Annotated in this window: 15 protein-coding genes; 6 read left to right on the top strand and 9 right to left on the bottom strand. The window is 50.6% G+C overall.

Annotation, left to right across the window (positions count from 1 at the left end; all coding sequences use genetic code 11):
* The first annotated feature begins 74 nt into the window (after positions 1–74).
* Positions 75–1484: an amidohydrolase family protein gene (locus CCY32_RS09505; RefSeq protein WP_088330371.1), complete on the top strand. Its 1410-nt coding sequence runs from the start codon at positions 75–77 to the stop codon at positions 1482–1484.
* A gap of 44 nt (positions 1485–1528) precedes the next feature.
* On the opposite strand, the gene CCY32_RS09510 is transcribed toward CCY32_RS09505, so the two are convergent.
* The 3 genes from CCY32_RS09510 to hppD form a co-directional block, all read right to left on the bottom strand.
* Entirely contained in the window at positions 1529–2851 is a 1323-nt protein-coding gene (locus CCY32_RS09510) for a glycoside hydrolase family 2 TIM barrel-domain containing protein (protein ID WP_088330372.1), read from the bottom strand.
* Between the two features lie 164 nt (positions 2852–3015).
* Complete coding sequence (locus CCY32_RS09515; protein WP_088330373.1) at positions 3016–3564, bottom strand: VOC family protein; 549 nt, start codon at positions 3562–3564, stop codon at positions 3016–3018.
* Positions 3564–4655, bottom strand: coding sequence for a 4-hydroxyphenylpyruvate dioxygenase (gene hppD / locus CCY32_RS09520; protein ID WP_088330374.1), 1092 nt, complete (start codon positions 4653–4655; stop codon positions 3564–3566). Before hppD ends, CCY32_RS09515 begins: the two co-directional genes overlap by 1 nt.
* 184 nt (positions 4656–4839) lie before the next feature.
* Between hppD and CCY32_RS09525 the strand changes: the two genes are divergently transcribed.
* Positions 4840–5295 carry a MarR family winged helix-turn-helix transcriptional regulator gene (locus CCY32_RS09525; RefSeq protein ID WP_088330375.1) on the top strand — a complete coding sequence of 152 codons (456 nt, stop codon included), beginning with the start codon at positions 4840–4842 and terminating at the stop codon, positions 5293–5295.
* Between the two features lie 167 nt (positions 5296–5462).
* A complete protein-coding gene (locus CCY32_RS09530) occupies positions 5463–6401 on the top strand; it encodes a substrate-binding domain-containing protein (RefSeq protein ID WP_246840577.1) in 939 nt (312 codons plus the stop codon).
* 14 nt (positions 6402–6415) lie between these two features.
* Here CCY32_RS09530 and CCY32_RS09535 read toward each other — a convergent pair whose 3' ends face one another.
* The 4 genes from CCY32_RS09535 to CCY32_RS09550 all read right to left on the bottom strand — a co-directional run bounded on the left by CCY32_RS09535 (position 6416) and on the right by CCY32_RS09550 (position 11970).
* Entirely contained in the window at positions 6416–6682 is a 267-nt protein-coding gene (locus CCY32_RS09535) for a TIGR03643 family protein (RefSeq protein WP_088330376.1), read from the bottom strand.
* A 143-nt stretch (positions 6683–6825) separates the two neighbouring features.
* Positions 6826–7632 carry a crotonase/enoyl-CoA hydratase family protein gene (locus tag CCY32_RS09540; RefSeq protein WP_088330377.1) on the bottom strand — a complete coding sequence of 269 codons (807 nt, stop codon included), beginning with the start codon at positions 7630–7632 and terminating at the stop codon, positions 6826–6828.
* 234 nt (positions 7633–7866) lie between these two features.
* A complete protein-coding gene (katG, locus tag CCY32_RS09545) occupies positions 7867–10134 on the bottom strand; it encodes a catalase/peroxidase HPI (protein ID WP_088330378.1) in 2268 nt (755 codons plus the stop codon).
* A gap of 327 nt (positions 10135–10461) precedes the next feature.
* A complete protein-coding gene (locus CCY32_RS09550) occupies positions 10462–11970 on the bottom strand; it encodes an amidohydrolase family protein (RefSeq protein WP_088330379.1) in 1509 nt (502 codons plus the stop codon).
* A 167-nt stretch (positions 11971–12137) separates the two neighbouring features.
* Here CCY32_RS09550 and CCY32_RS09555 point away from each other — a divergent pair, with 167 nt between their 5' ends.
* Together CCY32_RS09555 and CCY32_RS09560 are read left to right on the top strand one after the other, a co-directional pair.
* The gene (locus tag CCY32_RS09555) at positions 12138–12683 is read left to right on the top strand and encodes a hypothetical protein (RefSeq protein ID WP_088330380.1); all 546 of its coding nucleotides are present in this window, start codon (positions 12138–12140) and stop codon (positions 12681–12683) included.
* Between the two features lie 41 nt (positions 12684–12724).
* Positions 12725–13261 (top strand): CIA30 family protein, encoded by a 537-nt coding sequence (locus tag CCY32_RS09560; protein WP_168171473.1) that lies wholly within the window; start codon positions 12725–12727, stop codon positions 13259–13261.
* 108 nt (positions 13262–13369) lie between these two features.
* Here the strand turns inward: CCY32_RS09560 and CCY32_RS09565 are convergent, their stop codons facing one another.
* Positions 13370–14044 carry a Crp/Fnr family transcriptional regulator gene (locus CCY32_RS09565; protein WP_088330382.1) on the bottom strand — a complete coding sequence of 225 codons (675 nt, stop codon included), beginning with the start codon at positions 14042–14044 and terminating at the stop codon, positions 13370–13372.
* Positions 14045–14204: 160 nt separating this feature from the next.
* Here CCY32_RS09565 and CCY32_RS09570 point away from each other — a divergent pair, with 160 nt between their 5' ends.
* On the top strand, positions 14205–14876 hold the full coding sequence (locus CCY32_RS09570) for a response regulator (RefSeq protein ID WP_088330383.1): 672 nt from the start codon (positions 14205–14207) through the stop codon (positions 14874–14876).
* A gap of 13 nt (positions 14877–14889) precedes the next feature.
* Here CCY32_RS09570 and CCY32_RS09575 read toward each other — a convergent pair whose 3' ends face one another.
* Positions 14890–15933: a chemotaxis response regulator protein-glutamate methylesterase gene (locus CCY32_RS09575; RefSeq protein ID WP_088330384.1), complete on the bottom strand. Its 1044-nt coding sequence runs from the start codon at positions 15931–15933 to the stop codon at positions 14890–14892.
* Positions 15934–15941 lie beyond the last annotated feature (8 nt).

Below are 15941 nucleotides of genomic sequence, written 5' to 3' on the forward strand. Positions count from 1 at the left end.
AGCCAATCAGGTTGTAAGGGTTCTTCGCCTGCCACGACTAATGATCCTGAAATCAACTAATCAGGACATGCAATATGTATCGAATTACACTTCTTCTCACACTGATTCTGGCACTTATCTGGCCCGCCTTGTCAGTCGCCGCCACAACTTCGACACTCTATATCAATGCCACCCTTATTCATCCAAAAGACAACAAGATCGTCAATAATGGCTATCTGCTGGTCAGAGATGGCCGCTTTGTCTCAGTAGGTCAGAACAAACCAACACTCAACGGTCAACATCAGATTGTGGATCTGCAAGGGAAATATGTCACCGCAGGATTTATCGATACCCATGCACATATCAGTCTGGGTGAGGTCAGCTATCAGGTAGAGGGACAAAAAGTTACCTTTGATGCCGCCAACAACCTGGAAACCGGCCGCTGGAATGGCGAGAGATTGCTTGAACATGGTATCACCACGATTCGCAATCCTGGTGGCGATACCGAGGCTAACCTGGCCTACAAAAAAGCGCAGCAACGTGGTGAAGTCAAAGGCCCGAAAGCCTTTGTGGCCGGTGCGATTATTAACACTCAACCCTTTGATGGACTGGTAAAAGAAGTCACCACCGATGAAACGATTCATCACGTTATCCGCGAGCAGGCTGAACTTGGCGTAGACTATATCAAACTCTACACCGGCCTGAGCCAGGAACAGATCGCTGTTGCAGTAGACAGTGCCGAGACATTTCAGTTGCCGGTTATTGCACATCTTGAGGATATCAGCTGGACAACAGGGGCAGAGCTAGGCATTGATCATCTGGTACATGCCATGCCGGTGTCGCCAGATTTGCTGGAGCACAATCAACGGCAACATTATCTGCAAAATCGTCGTCCAGGCAGTTTTAGTTGGTTTGAGTGGTATCAGCAGGTGTCACTGGACAGTCAACAAATAAGTCAACTTGCGCAGACACTGACGGCCACCGACACCGCAGTGGATCCCACTCTGATTGTATTTTACAACACGTTTTTTGCTGATCAGCCAAAAGTCACCGCACATAAAGAACTCGAATTAGTTCATCCTGACTTGCTGAACAACTGGCGCACCTTTTATCATTTCAATATTGGTTGGCAGGCTGAAGATTATCAGCAAGCACAGCAGGTCTGGCCCAAAGTACTGGCCTTTGTAAAACTTCTGCATGATCGTGGAGTCACCCTTAGTATCGGCACCGACCTTGGCAATCCCTGGGTGATCCCCGGGTTGAGTTACCATCAGGAAATGGCGCTGCTGGCCGATGCCGGACTGACGCCGATGCAGATTCTGGCCATGGCCACCCACAAGGGTGCCGAAGTGCTTGGTCAGTCACATCAGCTCGGGCGCCTGGCTCCGGGGCTGGTTGCCGACTTTGTGGTGTTTGGCTCCGATCCCAGCCTGTCAGTTGAAAACACCCGCGACATTGCCATGGTGATACAGGCAGGAAAACCTGTCTGGCAACAGCAAAAGTAACTCTGACAAGAGGGATCCCCCCCAAGCTCAATCATGTCTTTAGTTCAATCAACAGGCGCCACCATAAAAGGAAAATTGGCATTGGCCACTTTACCGGTGCCGTTTTCGATGCTCACAAATAAGCGGTAGGCACCCGGCTTTTGTGGCGCCAGAAACTGCATCTGTCCCTGTTGATTGTCAACCATCAGCTTTAGCGGCACCGGCTGTGGGCGGGCCTCTGGATCACCACCAGATTTTATATCGGTGCTTTCCGGCAACACTTCCCAGTGAATATCGATATGACTGTCGCTGCCCGATTGATAGTCAAGCTCCACCGCCACAACCTGTTCTGGCAGTAGGTATAGACTGTCTGTGGCCGGTTGACCCTGTAATGTAAAAGACACAATAGAGGGTGCCTGTGCAACAGGCCACTCACCCATCCACAGATAATGCAGACTATCTACCACTTCTGTGGGTTGACCTGCTTCGGTAAATACGCCGTACCAGGTGGGGGTAGTTTCCTGTTTCTGGCCCCATAAAAACGCATAGGATCCCAGCGCCTTGCCCGGCGCACCAGCGATTCCCTGCTCATAACGATGCCGGTAAATCGCCGCCTTTTCGGTACTGGTTTGCTCTATGGGCACCCCCCAGGCTGTTTTCTCCACTTCCCAATGGCCCGTTGGGCCCCATTCGGTCACCACATAAGGGCCCGTGTAGCCGATGTCTTCGAGGGTGGTTGGCAAGGTTTCCAGACCGCCATAAATATTAATACTCAGGTAATCAATACTTGGCACTCGCCGCGCAATCAATGCGGCTTTCTCTTCGTTGATGCCAGCGGTAACGGTAGTGACTAAGTGATGAGGGTCAAGCTGCTTGATCATCGCGGCAATATCCTCAACGGCATACCACATATCGGTATTGGTGTAGAACAGATCCAACTCGTTACCAATGCCCCACACCAGCAGTGCCGAGTGATCCTTGTACTTGAGAACCGTTTCACGAATACGGGCTTTTTGACGTGCCACCGCTGCCTTGTCATGGTAATCGAAGCCATGACGCTCTTTGCCCATACGCAGACCGAGCATGACGGTCAGCCCCACCTTATGAGCCTCATCCAATATTCGCTGAGCATCCTTAGTGCTCCAGGTACGAACGGAGTTGCCACCGCTTTGAGCAAGATATTCAAGATGATCCCGTCCTCCGGCGCCCTTTATAAAATAGGGCTGACCCTGACGCTGGATAAACCACTGGCCTTGCTGCTCTACCAGCTGCACCGGTATGACGGTGGGTTTGCCCTGACCGGATCCAGTAATCCCACCGGCACAGGCGCTCAGCACAATACACAGCAGAACGGGAATGAGCAGTTTGCAGCAAGGGGCATGTAGCATAGACGGGGACTCCAACGAAGTAATAGCGCTCACAAAGCCTAATACCGAATCGTAGCTGCTGGCAAATGGATTGTCTCTTTTGGTCTGAAAAGCAAAAAGCCGGCTAAGAAATAGCCGGCTTGGAAGGTAGTAACATTGAGTAAGGCGTTAGCGCTGGGATAGCCTTATTCCCCTGCACCTTTATAATCACCACCACTGTGCAGCCAGTCGGCATGCTTGGGGGCTTGCTTGGTACGTGCCCACTCATCCAGCATCTCTGGCGCGACACGTTTCAGCTCACCGAGCATACCAGGCTTCGCTGTATTGGCGGCCAGCTCGATACGATGGCCATTCGGGTCAAAGAAGTAGATGGACTTAAAGATAGTGTGGTCCGTCGGCCCCAGTACGTCGACGCCATTGGCTTCCAGTTTCTCTTTCGCCGCCAGCAGCTCATCCATACTCTCTACTTCAAAGGCAATGTGCTGTACCCAGGCCGGCGTATTCTCATCACGACCCATTTCTGGTGAGTTGGGGATTTCAAAAAACGCCAGCACATTACCCATGCCTGCATCCAGAAACACGTGCATGTAGGGATCTGGCTCTTTGGTCGAAGGCACTTCGTTTTCAGCAATGGCTAACTGGAAATCCATGCCCAGCAAGTCACGGTAAAACTCTACCGTCTGCTTGGCATCCTTGCAGCGATACGCCACATGGTGGATACGTTTAATGGCCATTATGCTGTCTCCTCTTCATTTTTCTTGATCGCACCACGGTTCACCTGGTCACGCTCAATCGATTCAAACAGGGCTTTAAAGTTACCTTCTCCAAAGCCTTCGTCCTGCTTGCGCTGAATAAATTCAAAGAAAACGGGACCTAACATGGTTTCAGAGAAAATTTGCAGCAACAAACGTGGCTGACCACCTTCGGTGGTGCCATCGAGCAGGATACCGCGAGACTGAAGCTCGTCCACAGGCTCACCATGACCGGGCAAACGCTCTTCCAGCATTTGGTAGTAGGTCTCTGGTGGTGCGGTCATAAACTTGGTGCCCTGAGCCTTCAGGCGATCCCAACAAGCCAGCAGATCATCACAGGCAAAGGCAATATGCTGAATCCCTTCACCGTTGTATTGCATCAGGAACTCTTCAATCTGGCCGCCACCGCCAGCGGCTTCTTCGTTCAGCGGAATACGGATCTTCCCATCCGGTGCGGTCATGGCCTTGGACAACAAGCCCGTGTATTCACCTTTAATATCGAAATAACGGATTTCACGGAAATTAAACAGCTTAGTGTAATAATCAGCCCAGTAATCCATACGACCACGATAAACATTATGCGTCAGGTGGTCGAGGGTGTGAAAACCACAGCCTTCAGGGTGACGATCGACGCCTTCAATCCAGTTGAAATCAATATCGTAAATGGTTTCGCCTTCTTTATAGCGATCGATCAGGTACAGATTCGCCCCACCAATGCCTTTAATGGCTGGCAAGCGCAGCTCCATGGGGCCGGTAGGAATATCCACTGGCTGTGCGCCTTTTTTGATCGCTTCTTTGTAGGCAAACTGGGCATTTTTAACCCGAAAAGCCATACCACAGGCTGAGGGCCCATGTTCTTCTGCGTAGTAGGAAGCATAGCTTTTAGGCTCGTAGTTGGTGATAAAGTTAATATCACCCTGACGCCATAACTCCACGTCTTTCGACTTATGGATTGCGACTTTAGTAAAGCCCATGGATGCAAATACGGTTTCCAGCACCCCTTTCTTCGGTGCGGTGAATTCCACAAATTCAAAACCGTCTAATCCCATTGGATTTTCAAATAAATCAGCCATTTACATTACTCCTGCTACTGGTTCATCTCATGTACGGCCAGATTTTTGAGTTATTGTTTCAATCTGTCGCTTGCGCACGGCCCTACACGGGTGCATTAATGCCTGCCAATTTAGTTGCAGCTACAACTATTGTCAATCTGGCCCAATCCGGGGATGATACAGTGGAAACAAAAGAGGACAGCAAATGGCAAATAAACAGGACAACCCCTTACTGATTCTGGAACGATTTTTTCCGTATCGTTTGTCAATCCTGTCAAACAAGGTCAGCGGCATTATTGCCGACACCTACAAAGATAAATTCGCCATTTCAATTACAGAGTGGCGCATTATGGCAGTGTTGGGAGAATGCCCGGATATCTCTGCCGATGAAATCTCAGCTAAAACGCAAATTGAGAAGTCGATTATCAGCCGTTCGGTGAGTAAGCTGCTCAGGCGACATCTGATTGAGCGGGATATGGCTGAAGATGATCGGCGTCGCTCAATGATTCGGCTCTCACCAACAGGGAAATCCGTGTATGAAGAAATTGTTCCGCTCTCTTACCAATACGAACAAGCCCTACTAAGCTGTTTCAGTGAAGCAGAACAAGCCCAGTTCAGCCAGTTAATTGATCGTCTTTTCCAGCATGCTGATACACTTTAGTATTCAATAACTGGTTCGAAATGTTATCTTTAGGCAATGCGTGCTCTATTCAAGGGGGGTGACCTTCGGGCATGTATGAGCCCAACTCAGCAAAGGGAATGCAGCGATCTATGACAGTCCGTTTGTGTGTTTATTTCACAACACTTTTATGTCTTTTCAGTGGTGGGGTGCTTGCAGAACAGTCCGGTTACACTATAGCTGTTGTCGGCAAAACCAAAAACGATTCCTTTTATGAGCAATCTCATCAGGGGTGCCTGGCTTACGCCAAAGGGCACAAAGAAGTTCGCTGTGTGTATGATGGATCCCTGGACTACCAGGATGTGCGTACTCAGGTTCTGGTTATCAATGAACTGCTCGAAGAGGGGTTCGACGGACTCCTGGTTTCTACCACCGATTCCAACTATCTTGTTGAGGGCTCCTTAAAGGCACTGGCAGAAAAAAACATTCCGGTTATCACCTTTGATTCGGATCTTTTACCCGAGCACCAGGCTTACCGGCTTGCCTATGTAGGCACAAACAATCTGGATTTTGGCAAAGCTCTGGGCAACGCTGCCAAGCCCTATAAAACCTTGCACCCGCAGCCCATTTGTATTCAGTCAGGCCACCGTACCACACCCAACCTTAATGCACGCATCGCTGGTGTACGTCTGGCACTGTCGGGGCAAAGTGAGACAAGACTGGATGGCCGTAGCGGCTGGATCGAACATGCCCGATGCCCCGTTTACAACATGGGTAAGCGTTATGATGCAGTGGATCAACTGATCACGATTTTGGGCAATGAGCCGCCACCTATTTTTATTGCTGTTGCCGGTTTTGCACAGTTTCACCCCCGCTACATTGAGACCATGTCGGTGTTCCGGCCACTGATTAAACGCCAGAAGGTAGTGATCATTTCCGCCGATACCGAATCTATCCAGCTCAGGGCTTTAAATCGTGGTCTGTCCACCGTCAATATCGGCCAGCGGCCCTATGAAATGGGTCGTCAGGCGACCGCGTTAATGCACCGGTACCTCACAACAGGAAAAAAACCTGAGCAGTCCCATTATTACCTTGATTACCACTATTGCACGGAAGAAAATGCCCAGACCTGTACTACGTCTCGTTGACCTGGGCCTCCTGCCTAACGGCCAGATGCGCCTCCCGGCTTATACTGTGATGGACAATATCCCCTTGTTACGCCTGTGGGCCTGAGCTTGCCATGTTTGGTCTTGCGCCCACTGACCCGGGCGCGCCAGTTTTTAAACGCTTTTGCTTTGAGTGTCTGTCGCATTAATCGAATCACTGCCGCTTCATTGAGGCCATACAGTGTTTCTATGGCCTCAAACGGAGTGCGATCCTCCCAGGCCATTTCAATAATACGGGAGAGATTCTCGTCTTCTCGATGCATAACCAACACTCTGTAACATTCATACTCTGGTGTTACGTAAGAGCGCAAAAAAACGTTCAGTCGTCGGCTTTACTGACGGTAAAGACACACGCTTTGCCACTCGCAACAATGAATCTTCTCCATAGCCCATAGAGCCTTCATCACTAGAACGTCGTTCTGTCTACAAAAGGCTTTGAGGGCTTATCTTTTGCCAGACCGTTTTGCATGGCAATGCGCTGATTTTTACGCCCCAGAATGCGCAACTGAATCAGCCGCTCCCAGAGCAGTGCTCCGCGGGTGTCTTTCTTCCAGGTCTTTTTAAACAGGGCTTTGGCTGCCGCCACCGCATCGGGGCTTTTTTCGCACAGAGTTTCAGCCAGTTCTTGTGCCGCCTGCAGAGGTTTGGGGCTGAGTTTACTGATAAGACCGTACTCAGCGCCTTCAGTGCCGCTGAATATGCGCCCGGTCATGGTGAGCTCTTGTGCGATATCCACACGGGTCAGGCGAGAGAGTGTCACCGTTCCGCTCATATCCGGAATCAGGCCCCATTTGCTTTCCATAATGGAGAGCCTGGCGTCGGCCGCGGCAATACGGTAGTCACAGCCAAGGATAATCTGCATACCGGCACCGAAACAGTTACCTTCCACCGCCGCAATCACCGGCATAGGTAAATCGCGCCAGACATGGGCAACGCGCTGAAAGCGGTTATCTTTGCTCCAGGGCCATTTAAGGAAAAACTTGACCGCCATTGAAGGTTTCCTGGCAACGGCAGCAAAATCAAGGCCCGCACAAAATGAGGGCCCGGCACCTGTCAGAATCACGCAGCGGATGGTACGATCTTTCTTGATGGTGTTGGCGGCATCGAGCAGCCCATTAAACATGGCCTCATTCAGACCATTGTGTTTGTCGGGGCGATTGAGGGTAACGGTGGCAATGGCACCCTGTTTTTGCAGCTCTACCGTACTGTTCATGTTTTACTCACTAAAAAGAGGTCTGACCACAGTCTAGCAAGATCACAAACGCTTTTCACAGCCCCATGCATTTTGTAATTCGTATGTCGGTCAATGCTCCCTGCAATCCCGGCATACCGTCCATCCCTGAACATCGCCGGGAAATGCTCCCTGCAATCCCGGCATACCGTCCATCCCTGGACATAACAAAGCGACAGCCTGACTCAGCGCTGTCGCTTATTCATGTTTTTTAACCTAACGGTCGAGGTTCATGACTTTGGTCCAGGCTTTGACAAAATCCTGCACAAATTTTTCTTTCGAGGTGTCATAGGCATACACTTCAGCAATAGCACGCAGCTCAGAATTTGAACCAAAGATCAGATCAACCGGAGTAGCAGTCCATTTCGCCTCACCAGTTTTTCGATCCACGCCCTGATAGACGCCCTCGGTGTCCGTTTTCTTCCACACCGTAGCCATGTCCAGCAGGTTGACAAAAAAGTCATTGCTGAGCGTGCCGGGCCGATCGGTAAAGACACCATGCTCCATGCCTTTGTAGTTAGCATCCAGGGCTCGCATCCCCCCCAACAATACCGTCATTTCGGGAACCGAAAGATTCAGCTGATCGGCTTTGTCTACCAGGGTCACAGTCGGCGACTCATAGCTCCTGTCGGCATCATAATAGTTGCGGAAACCATCTGCCGTTAACTCCAGAAAACTGAAAGAGTTGATATCGGTCTGTGCCTGTGTGGCATCACCCCGACCGGGCTTAAAGGGCATGGATACGCTAAATCCTGCCTCTTTGGCAGCCTTTTCAATGGCCGCAGCGCCACCCAATACAATCATATCTGCAAGCGACACCTTGCGCGGCTTGAGAAACCCGTTGTTGGCACTTTTCTGAATGTTTTGCAGCACCTGAACCACTTTTTCGACTTCTGCAGGGTTATTCACCGCCCAGTCTTTTTGTGGCGACAACGCAACACGGGCGCCATTCGCCCCACCGCGCATATCAGAATCCCGGTAACTGGCTGCAGACGCCCAGGCAACACGCACCAACTCAGACACGCTCAGGTCAGTATCCAGAATCCGTTGCTTGAGCTTGACCACATCAGCCTGATTAATGGTGGACGCACTCTGCTCAGAAATCGGATCCTGCCAGATATGAATCTCATCAGGCACTTCACTGCCAAGGAAGTTACGTGGTGGCCCCATATCGCGGTGCGTCAGCTTATACCAGGCTCTGGCAAAGGCTTGCTGATAAACCTTAGGATCGGCCAGAAAGCGCTCAGCAATTGCCCGATATTTAGGATCGGCCTTCAGTGCCAGATCGGCAGTGGTCATTACCGGTGGGTTATATTTGCCCTGTACATGGGCATCAGGTACGACGCTGTGCAACGACTCATCCGTGGGGATCCACTGAATGGCACCGGCAGGGCTACGCGTTTGTTTCCATTCAAACCCAAGCAGGTTACTTAAATACAAAGAAGTCCAGCGTGTCGGCTGCTGGGTCCAGGCGCCTTCAAGACCACTGGTTACTGTGTCTTCAGAATGGCCCTTGCCACACTTGTTTTTCCAGCCCAGTCCCTGCTCTTCTATGGCCGCTGCGCCGGGCTCTTTCCCCACACAATCACCGGGTTTGTGAGCACCGTGCATCTTACCAAAGGTATGGCCGCCGGCTATCAGGGCTACCGTCTCTTCATCATTCATGGCCATGCGTCCAAACGCCACACGAATGTTCTTTGCCGAGCCCATAGGATCAGGTTTACCCTTGGGCCCTTCCGGATTCACATAAATCAGGCCCATATGGGTGGCGCCCAATGGACGCTGCAGTTTTCCGTCGCGATCTTCACGATCACTGGCGAGCATTTCCACTTCCGGGCCCCAGTACACCATGTCCGGCTCCCAGTCATCGGCTCGTCCACCGGCAAAGCCGTAGGTATCAAAACCCATATTTTCCAGTGCCACATTACCGGCCAGTACCATCAAATCGGCCCAGGACAGCATCTCACCGTACTTTTGTTTAACCGGCCACAGCAAACGCCTGGCCTTATCCAGATTGCCGTTATCGGGCCAGCTGTTTAAGGGATCGAAGCGCTGCTGACCACCATCAGCACCGCCACGGCCGTCCAGTGTCCGGTACGTTCCGGCACTGTGCCAGGTCATGCGAATAAAGAAGGGACCATAGTTGCCAAAATCAGCTGGCCACCAGTCCTGCGAAGTGGTTAGCAGTGCATCAATGTCTTTCTTGGCCGCTTCCAGGTCGAGTTTGCCAAAGGCTTGCGCATAATCGAAATCAGCCCCATACGGATTTGAGCGGCTGTCGTGATCACGCAGGGCCGACAAATCCAGTTGTTCAGGCCACCAGAATTGGTTGGTCTTAACCTGACCGGCCTTGGCACTGCCTGAACCGGTCGCGCCTTTGGGTTTTGTCATTTCTGCCGTTTCCGCCAGTACCGGGCCTGACAATAAAGCCAGGCTGACCAGACTGGCCAGCGTGGAGCGTAACAACTTAGCTTGTTTTTTCATGTTGTCTTTCCCTAATTCATCATTTTCTGTGATCTGTTAGCGCAACCGCTTTCTTACCGCAGGGTATGAGGCAAAGCCCCATGCCCGATACAAGGTCCACAGACAGACCCCAAGCAGGTGCACGGGTATTAGCAGCAAAAGCATAGACCCAAACAGGTTAATGGAGTGTTAAATAAAAGCGATTAACGTAATCGGGAAAGGATATAAGAGCGGAGGCAAAACACTTGAAATAACAACGCTGTGGCAGCGGTATCAGAGTAAAATCAGTCACTGATCCGCCGCGCTGTATTCGCAACAGCCCGTGTAAAAGCCAGGCCCATAATTGGTTTATCGTGCCGGCGTCAGTATTTTGCCTGAACCACGCCGAGTGAACTGACCGTCATGCAGGGTGACCTCACCATTGACCAGCACGTAACGAAAGCCCATTGCCAGCTGATGCGGATCAAGATAATTGGCGAGGGCGCGAACCTCGGTGGGTTCAAACAACAGCAGATCGGCGGCCATTCCCGGCTTTAGCAGGCCCCGGTCGGTTAACCCCAGTATTGAGGCGGGTAAGCCTGTGACTTTATAAATTGCCTCTGGCAGAGAAAACAGACCCTTTTCAAGCGTCAGGATCTCAATCAGTTTGGCAAAACTGCCATACCCTCGGGGATGATAGCTACCGGGACTCCCATCAGAACTGATGGCCACGCCTTCTCCTTGTATCAGCCGATACTGTAGTGCCTCATCCATGACAAAATAGGCACCGGCAGCCCCTTGGGGACCAATCACATCGATCAGCACATCGGCAAAATGCCGATTGTGCTCTAGAGCTAACTTCTCCAGGGTTTTTCCTTTAAATTCCCCCGTACCCAATAGCGTTGCATCAGGTCCATTGCGGCTGTTGACCTTACGGGTGAGATAATCCCGCAATTCAGCACGACGATGTTCACGTGCATGGGCGAAATCTGCGGTGGTTTTTGCCCAATCCGGGAACAGGATTGCAATACCGGTATAACTGGCCATATAAGGATACACATCTGCCGTCACCCGAATGCCTGCTTCACGAGCCTGGTAGAGTTTGCTCAGCAATTGCTGCGCCCGCTCGTTGCCCTTGCCATACACCGACTTCAAATGAGAAATATGCACCGGAGCAAATCGTCCCTGCGCAAGCAATTCATCGATAGACGCATCGAGTGCCTCATCGTCTTCATTACGCAGATGACTGGCAATCATGCCTTGGTGATCCCCCACCACCTTGGCTAGCCGCTCAAGTTCCTCCGCCTGCGCAAATAAACCGGGAACATACTCAAGCCCAGTACTCATCCCGAAGCAAAAGGCCAGATGATGTTGCAACAAGGCTTCCATCGCCTGCATTTGCTCAGCCGATGGAGCGTCTTTTTCAATGCCAAGGTGCGCCCGCATTGAACCATGTCCCACAAACATAGCCACATTTGGCCACAGGCCTCTGCCCAGAATATCGTCTCGCCAGGCGGCAAAGTCATCAATGATAGGACTGGCACCATCCTGTCCCAGCACCAGTGTGGTTACCCCCATAGCCAGAACATTTTTAAATTGTACCTCGCGCTGCAAATTGCCATGGGCATGTAGGTCGATAAAACCGGGCGTGGCTAACATGCCGGTGGCATCAATGGTATGGGTTGACTGCCACTGACGTGAAAGCTCAGAACCGATCGCCACAATGCTGCCCTGGTTAATCACAATGTCGGCGAGACGCGCGGGCTGACCGGTTCCATCTATGACGCTGGCCTGTCTAATCACCAGATCGGCTGTGGGTAAGGCCAGTGCCGTTTGCATCCAGGCCGTACAAAGCAGTAAACCAAATACCCTTCTCATTACTGGTTCCTCTTCAGTCACATTAAGCGAAGCGCTATCTTATCTGTAAAAACAACCAGTTAGCCAGTGGTTCAGGCGTCGCACCCTGCTTTATCAGTTCGCCATATCAACAGATCCAAATCTGTAGTATCGCGTATTCATTACACCGAAAACCTGAATGACATACTATGAAACCCACGCTTACGCCCCTACTGGTGACCTGTCTCTTGCTGCTGTCTGCCTGCGCCAGTCACTATCCCAATCAGGAGGTGGCAAACCAGATGTTCCCCAGGGTCAGCGGAGAAACCCTGAGCCAGGAGCCTGTGCAACTTCCCGATCATTTCAAAGGTCAGCACACGGTGGTGCTGATCGGTTATGTGCAAAATTCCCAGTTTGATATCGACCGTTGGCTAATAGGGCTGGATATGACCGGTACCCGGGCGCCCGTCTACGAATTGCCCACTATCGCCGGCCTGTTTCCGCAGTTCTTTGAAACCCAAATCAATGACGGTATGCGCAAAGGCATTCCCAAGCCCCTATGGAAAGGCGTCATCACCATTTTCGACGACGGTGAACGTGTACAGGCCTTCACCGGCAACACCAATCCGAACAACGCCCGTGCCATGGTATTGGACGAAAGCGGTCAGATTCTGTTTTTTCATGATCAGGGATTTTCCGTTGATGCCCTGAATCGCCTGCGCGGCGTATTGCCCGATGAGATGAAAAGTGAATGACGCGCATCCTCCCAGTCTTTTGCTTGTGGGTGTTACTGACGATGACTTCAGGCACAGCAGCCATGAATAAAGACCGCACACCTGGCCAATCGCTGGTACTGAGCGAAGGATGGATGCGCGTCAATGACAGCGTGATGGGAGGGATATCCACCAGCCGGGCTTATATGGAAGATGACGTTCTGCATTTTGAAGGTCAGTTGTCACTGGCCAATAACGGTGGTTTTGTCAGCCTGCAACGCCCTGTTCCCGAAGAGGTGTTTTCGGGCTCTACAGACCTGTGTCTGAACTTCAAACTGGAACCAGGCCGTCAGCTGCAGGTGCGTCTGCGGGATGGCCGGGGGAGCGATGGCGTTGCTTATCGTCAGAGCATTACGGCAAGTGGTGACTGGCAAAGAGTACAGCTGGACATTGGCGATTTTATACCGGTATTTCGTGGCCGGGTTCTGACTGGCTACCCCGGAGTTGAGCAAACCATAGCGCCCCGGAATATCCGCCAGGTGGGGCTGCTGATAAGCGATAAAAACACAACCCCCTTTCATTTACTGGTAAATGAAATGAGCGCCTGCACCATTCACTGATTTCAGCAAACAGCCTACCCTCAGGTCCAAATCAGTTTCGACAGTATTTACCTGCGGCACAACTCAAAGCATTAAATAATCAACCAAACCTGTTAATAGGTTTAAGCTTCACATACTCGAGAAATCGAGGTTCCGTATGGCTATGCGACGATTTTGCGCCTCAATCAACCCTTTCTGAGTAAGCTTTTTCATTAACCGACTGAGGGTTTCTACCGCAATCCCTAAATAGTTCGCGATATCGACCCGAGACATACACAGCTCAAAGGAGCCTTTGGACGGTGTGGAAGCTGACCACACCTGCTGATCCTGCAAAAAACGGATTAAACGAGATTCGGCCTCAAGTAAGGTATTACTGGAGTGGTTACGCTGACGCCTCACCAGATTCTCGCTCAGCAAGCTGATCATGCCATTCGCCAGTGCTGAGGACTCTGCCAGGGCGTTTTCAAAGGTCGCTCTTTCAATTTTGAATACCCGACTGTAAGAGAGTATCTCAACACTTTCCTGATAACTCTCATTACCAAAAGCACATAATCCGATCATGTCTCCGGGATGATAAAACTGAACAATTTTTTCCATACTTGTGCCATCTGAGAGAGTCGCTTTGGCGCTCCCCTGACACAGCACATAAAGCGCGGTAAAAGCTTCTTCACTCTTAAACAGATGATCGCCTTTTTCAGGACATACAATGGTTTTAGGCAGCTTGCTGAGAACGCCGTTATGCACCTTACAACTGTGTGTATAAGGACAGTGCTTACAAATATCGATAGGCTTATCGCTGTTCATGAACTCACCTTCCTTTTTAAGGTTCTATACACGCTTTAGATTGGTACAGTGACCATGAACAAAATTAGTCGATCCGCTTACACGTAGGTATTGTGATCAATATCACTTATACTACGTAAAAACCGCAATTGTCTTGCCATTTAGGAAACATTGTCGTCGTATGGAAAGATCGAAGAGTGTGTTGGATAAAGGTGCTGAAGATTGGGATCAGGTTGTACACGTCATTGATGACGATGCTTTACTCTTAGACACCATAGGAATGATTCTGGACAGTGTGGACATCAAGCACAAAGATTATTCCAGTGCCGAATTGTTCTTACAAAGTCATCATAAAGAAGCATTTAAAGAGATGGCTGGTTGTCTGGTTTGCGATATCCGAATGCCGGCTATTAGTGGCATGCAATGTCAGAAAATCCTCAACGACAATCACTCCGTGTTACCCATTATTTTTTTAACCGGCTACGCCGATGTGAGAATGGCCGTTGAAGCCATGCAAAATGGCGCCTTTGACTTTGTGGAAAAACCCTACAGAGAGCAGGATTTACTGGATGCAGTGCAACGGGCGCTTGCTCAAAATGCGGCTATTCTGGATAAAAAGCGTGCCTCAGAAAAAGCACAGGACGCCATGGCGAGCTTGACCCCTAAGGAGTCGGCGGTACTTGAGCTGATGCTCGATGGTATGCCCAATAAAAAAGTGGCTTCAACGCTCAATATCAGCTTGCGCACGGCTGAGGTACACCGTTCTCATATTATGGATAAGATGGCGGTTAACAATGTGGCAGAGCTGGTCAAAGTGGTGTTGATGGCAAAGTCTGAACATAACCACTCCTAACCCAAGCCCGTGTCTAAAGACGAGTTCCGCTGCCCGTTTTCTTGAGATAATCAAACACATTTTCAGCGATATCCTTGATATCACAGACACATACCGCGGCACCCAGCTTTATGGCTTCGCCCGGCATGCCAAAAACCACACAGGATGCTTCATCCTGAGCGATGGTATAACCACCACTCTGGCGAATATCATAAAGCCCCGCCGCGCCATCTTTGCCCATTCCGGTCATCAGGATCCCTATCGCATTTTGTCCTGCGCTTTGACTCACACTGCGAAACAGCACATCAACAGAGGGTTTGTGACCACTCACTCTCTCAGAGTCAATCAAGATGGTTCGGTAGTCGGCTCCACTTCTTTCTATGCCTAAATGAATGTCACCAGGCGCAATATACACATAGCCCGCCAATAGTCGCTCGCCGCCTTTGGCCTCCGTCACTTTTACCTTACACAAAGTATTCAACCGGTTGGCAAAGGTGGTGGTAAAACCCGGGGGCATATGCTGAGTAATCACCACCGCAGGTGCATTAGCCGGTAAGCTTATTAAAAAGGTCTTGATGGTCTCGGTGCCACCAGTTGAGGCGCCCACAGCAATAATTTTCTCAGTCCCACCAATAATGCTTTGTTCCTTGATGGGCGCCGAGGCGGTTCGTGTTGGTTTAACTTTGGTTGAGGCGGCCAGGCGGACTTTCTCAATAATTAACTGTCGATAGTCCTCAATGCCTTCAGCAACGCCCACCTTGGGTTTAGGAATATAGTCAATCGCCCCAAGCTCAAGGCATTTTAATGTAGCCTCTGCCCCCTTCTCGGTTAATGTCGAGATCATTAAAACCGGGGTCGGACGGGCCTTCATCAATTTTGCCAGAAAGGTGATGCCATCCATCTTTGGCATCTCAATGTCGAGTGTAATCACGTCCGGAGAGAACTTGTTCACCATGTTTCTCGCCGCATAGGCATCAGGCGCTGTCCCTACCACCATCATATCTGGCTCTTTGCTCAGCAATTCTTTGAGCAAACTTCTGATTAATGCCGAGTCATCAACAATCAATACCTTGATCATGTTCACTC

Source organism: Lacimicrobium sp. SS2-24 (assembly GCF_002201535.1).
GTDB lineage: Bacteria > Pseudomonadota > Gammaproteobacteria > Enterobacterales > Alteromonadaceae > Lacimicrobium.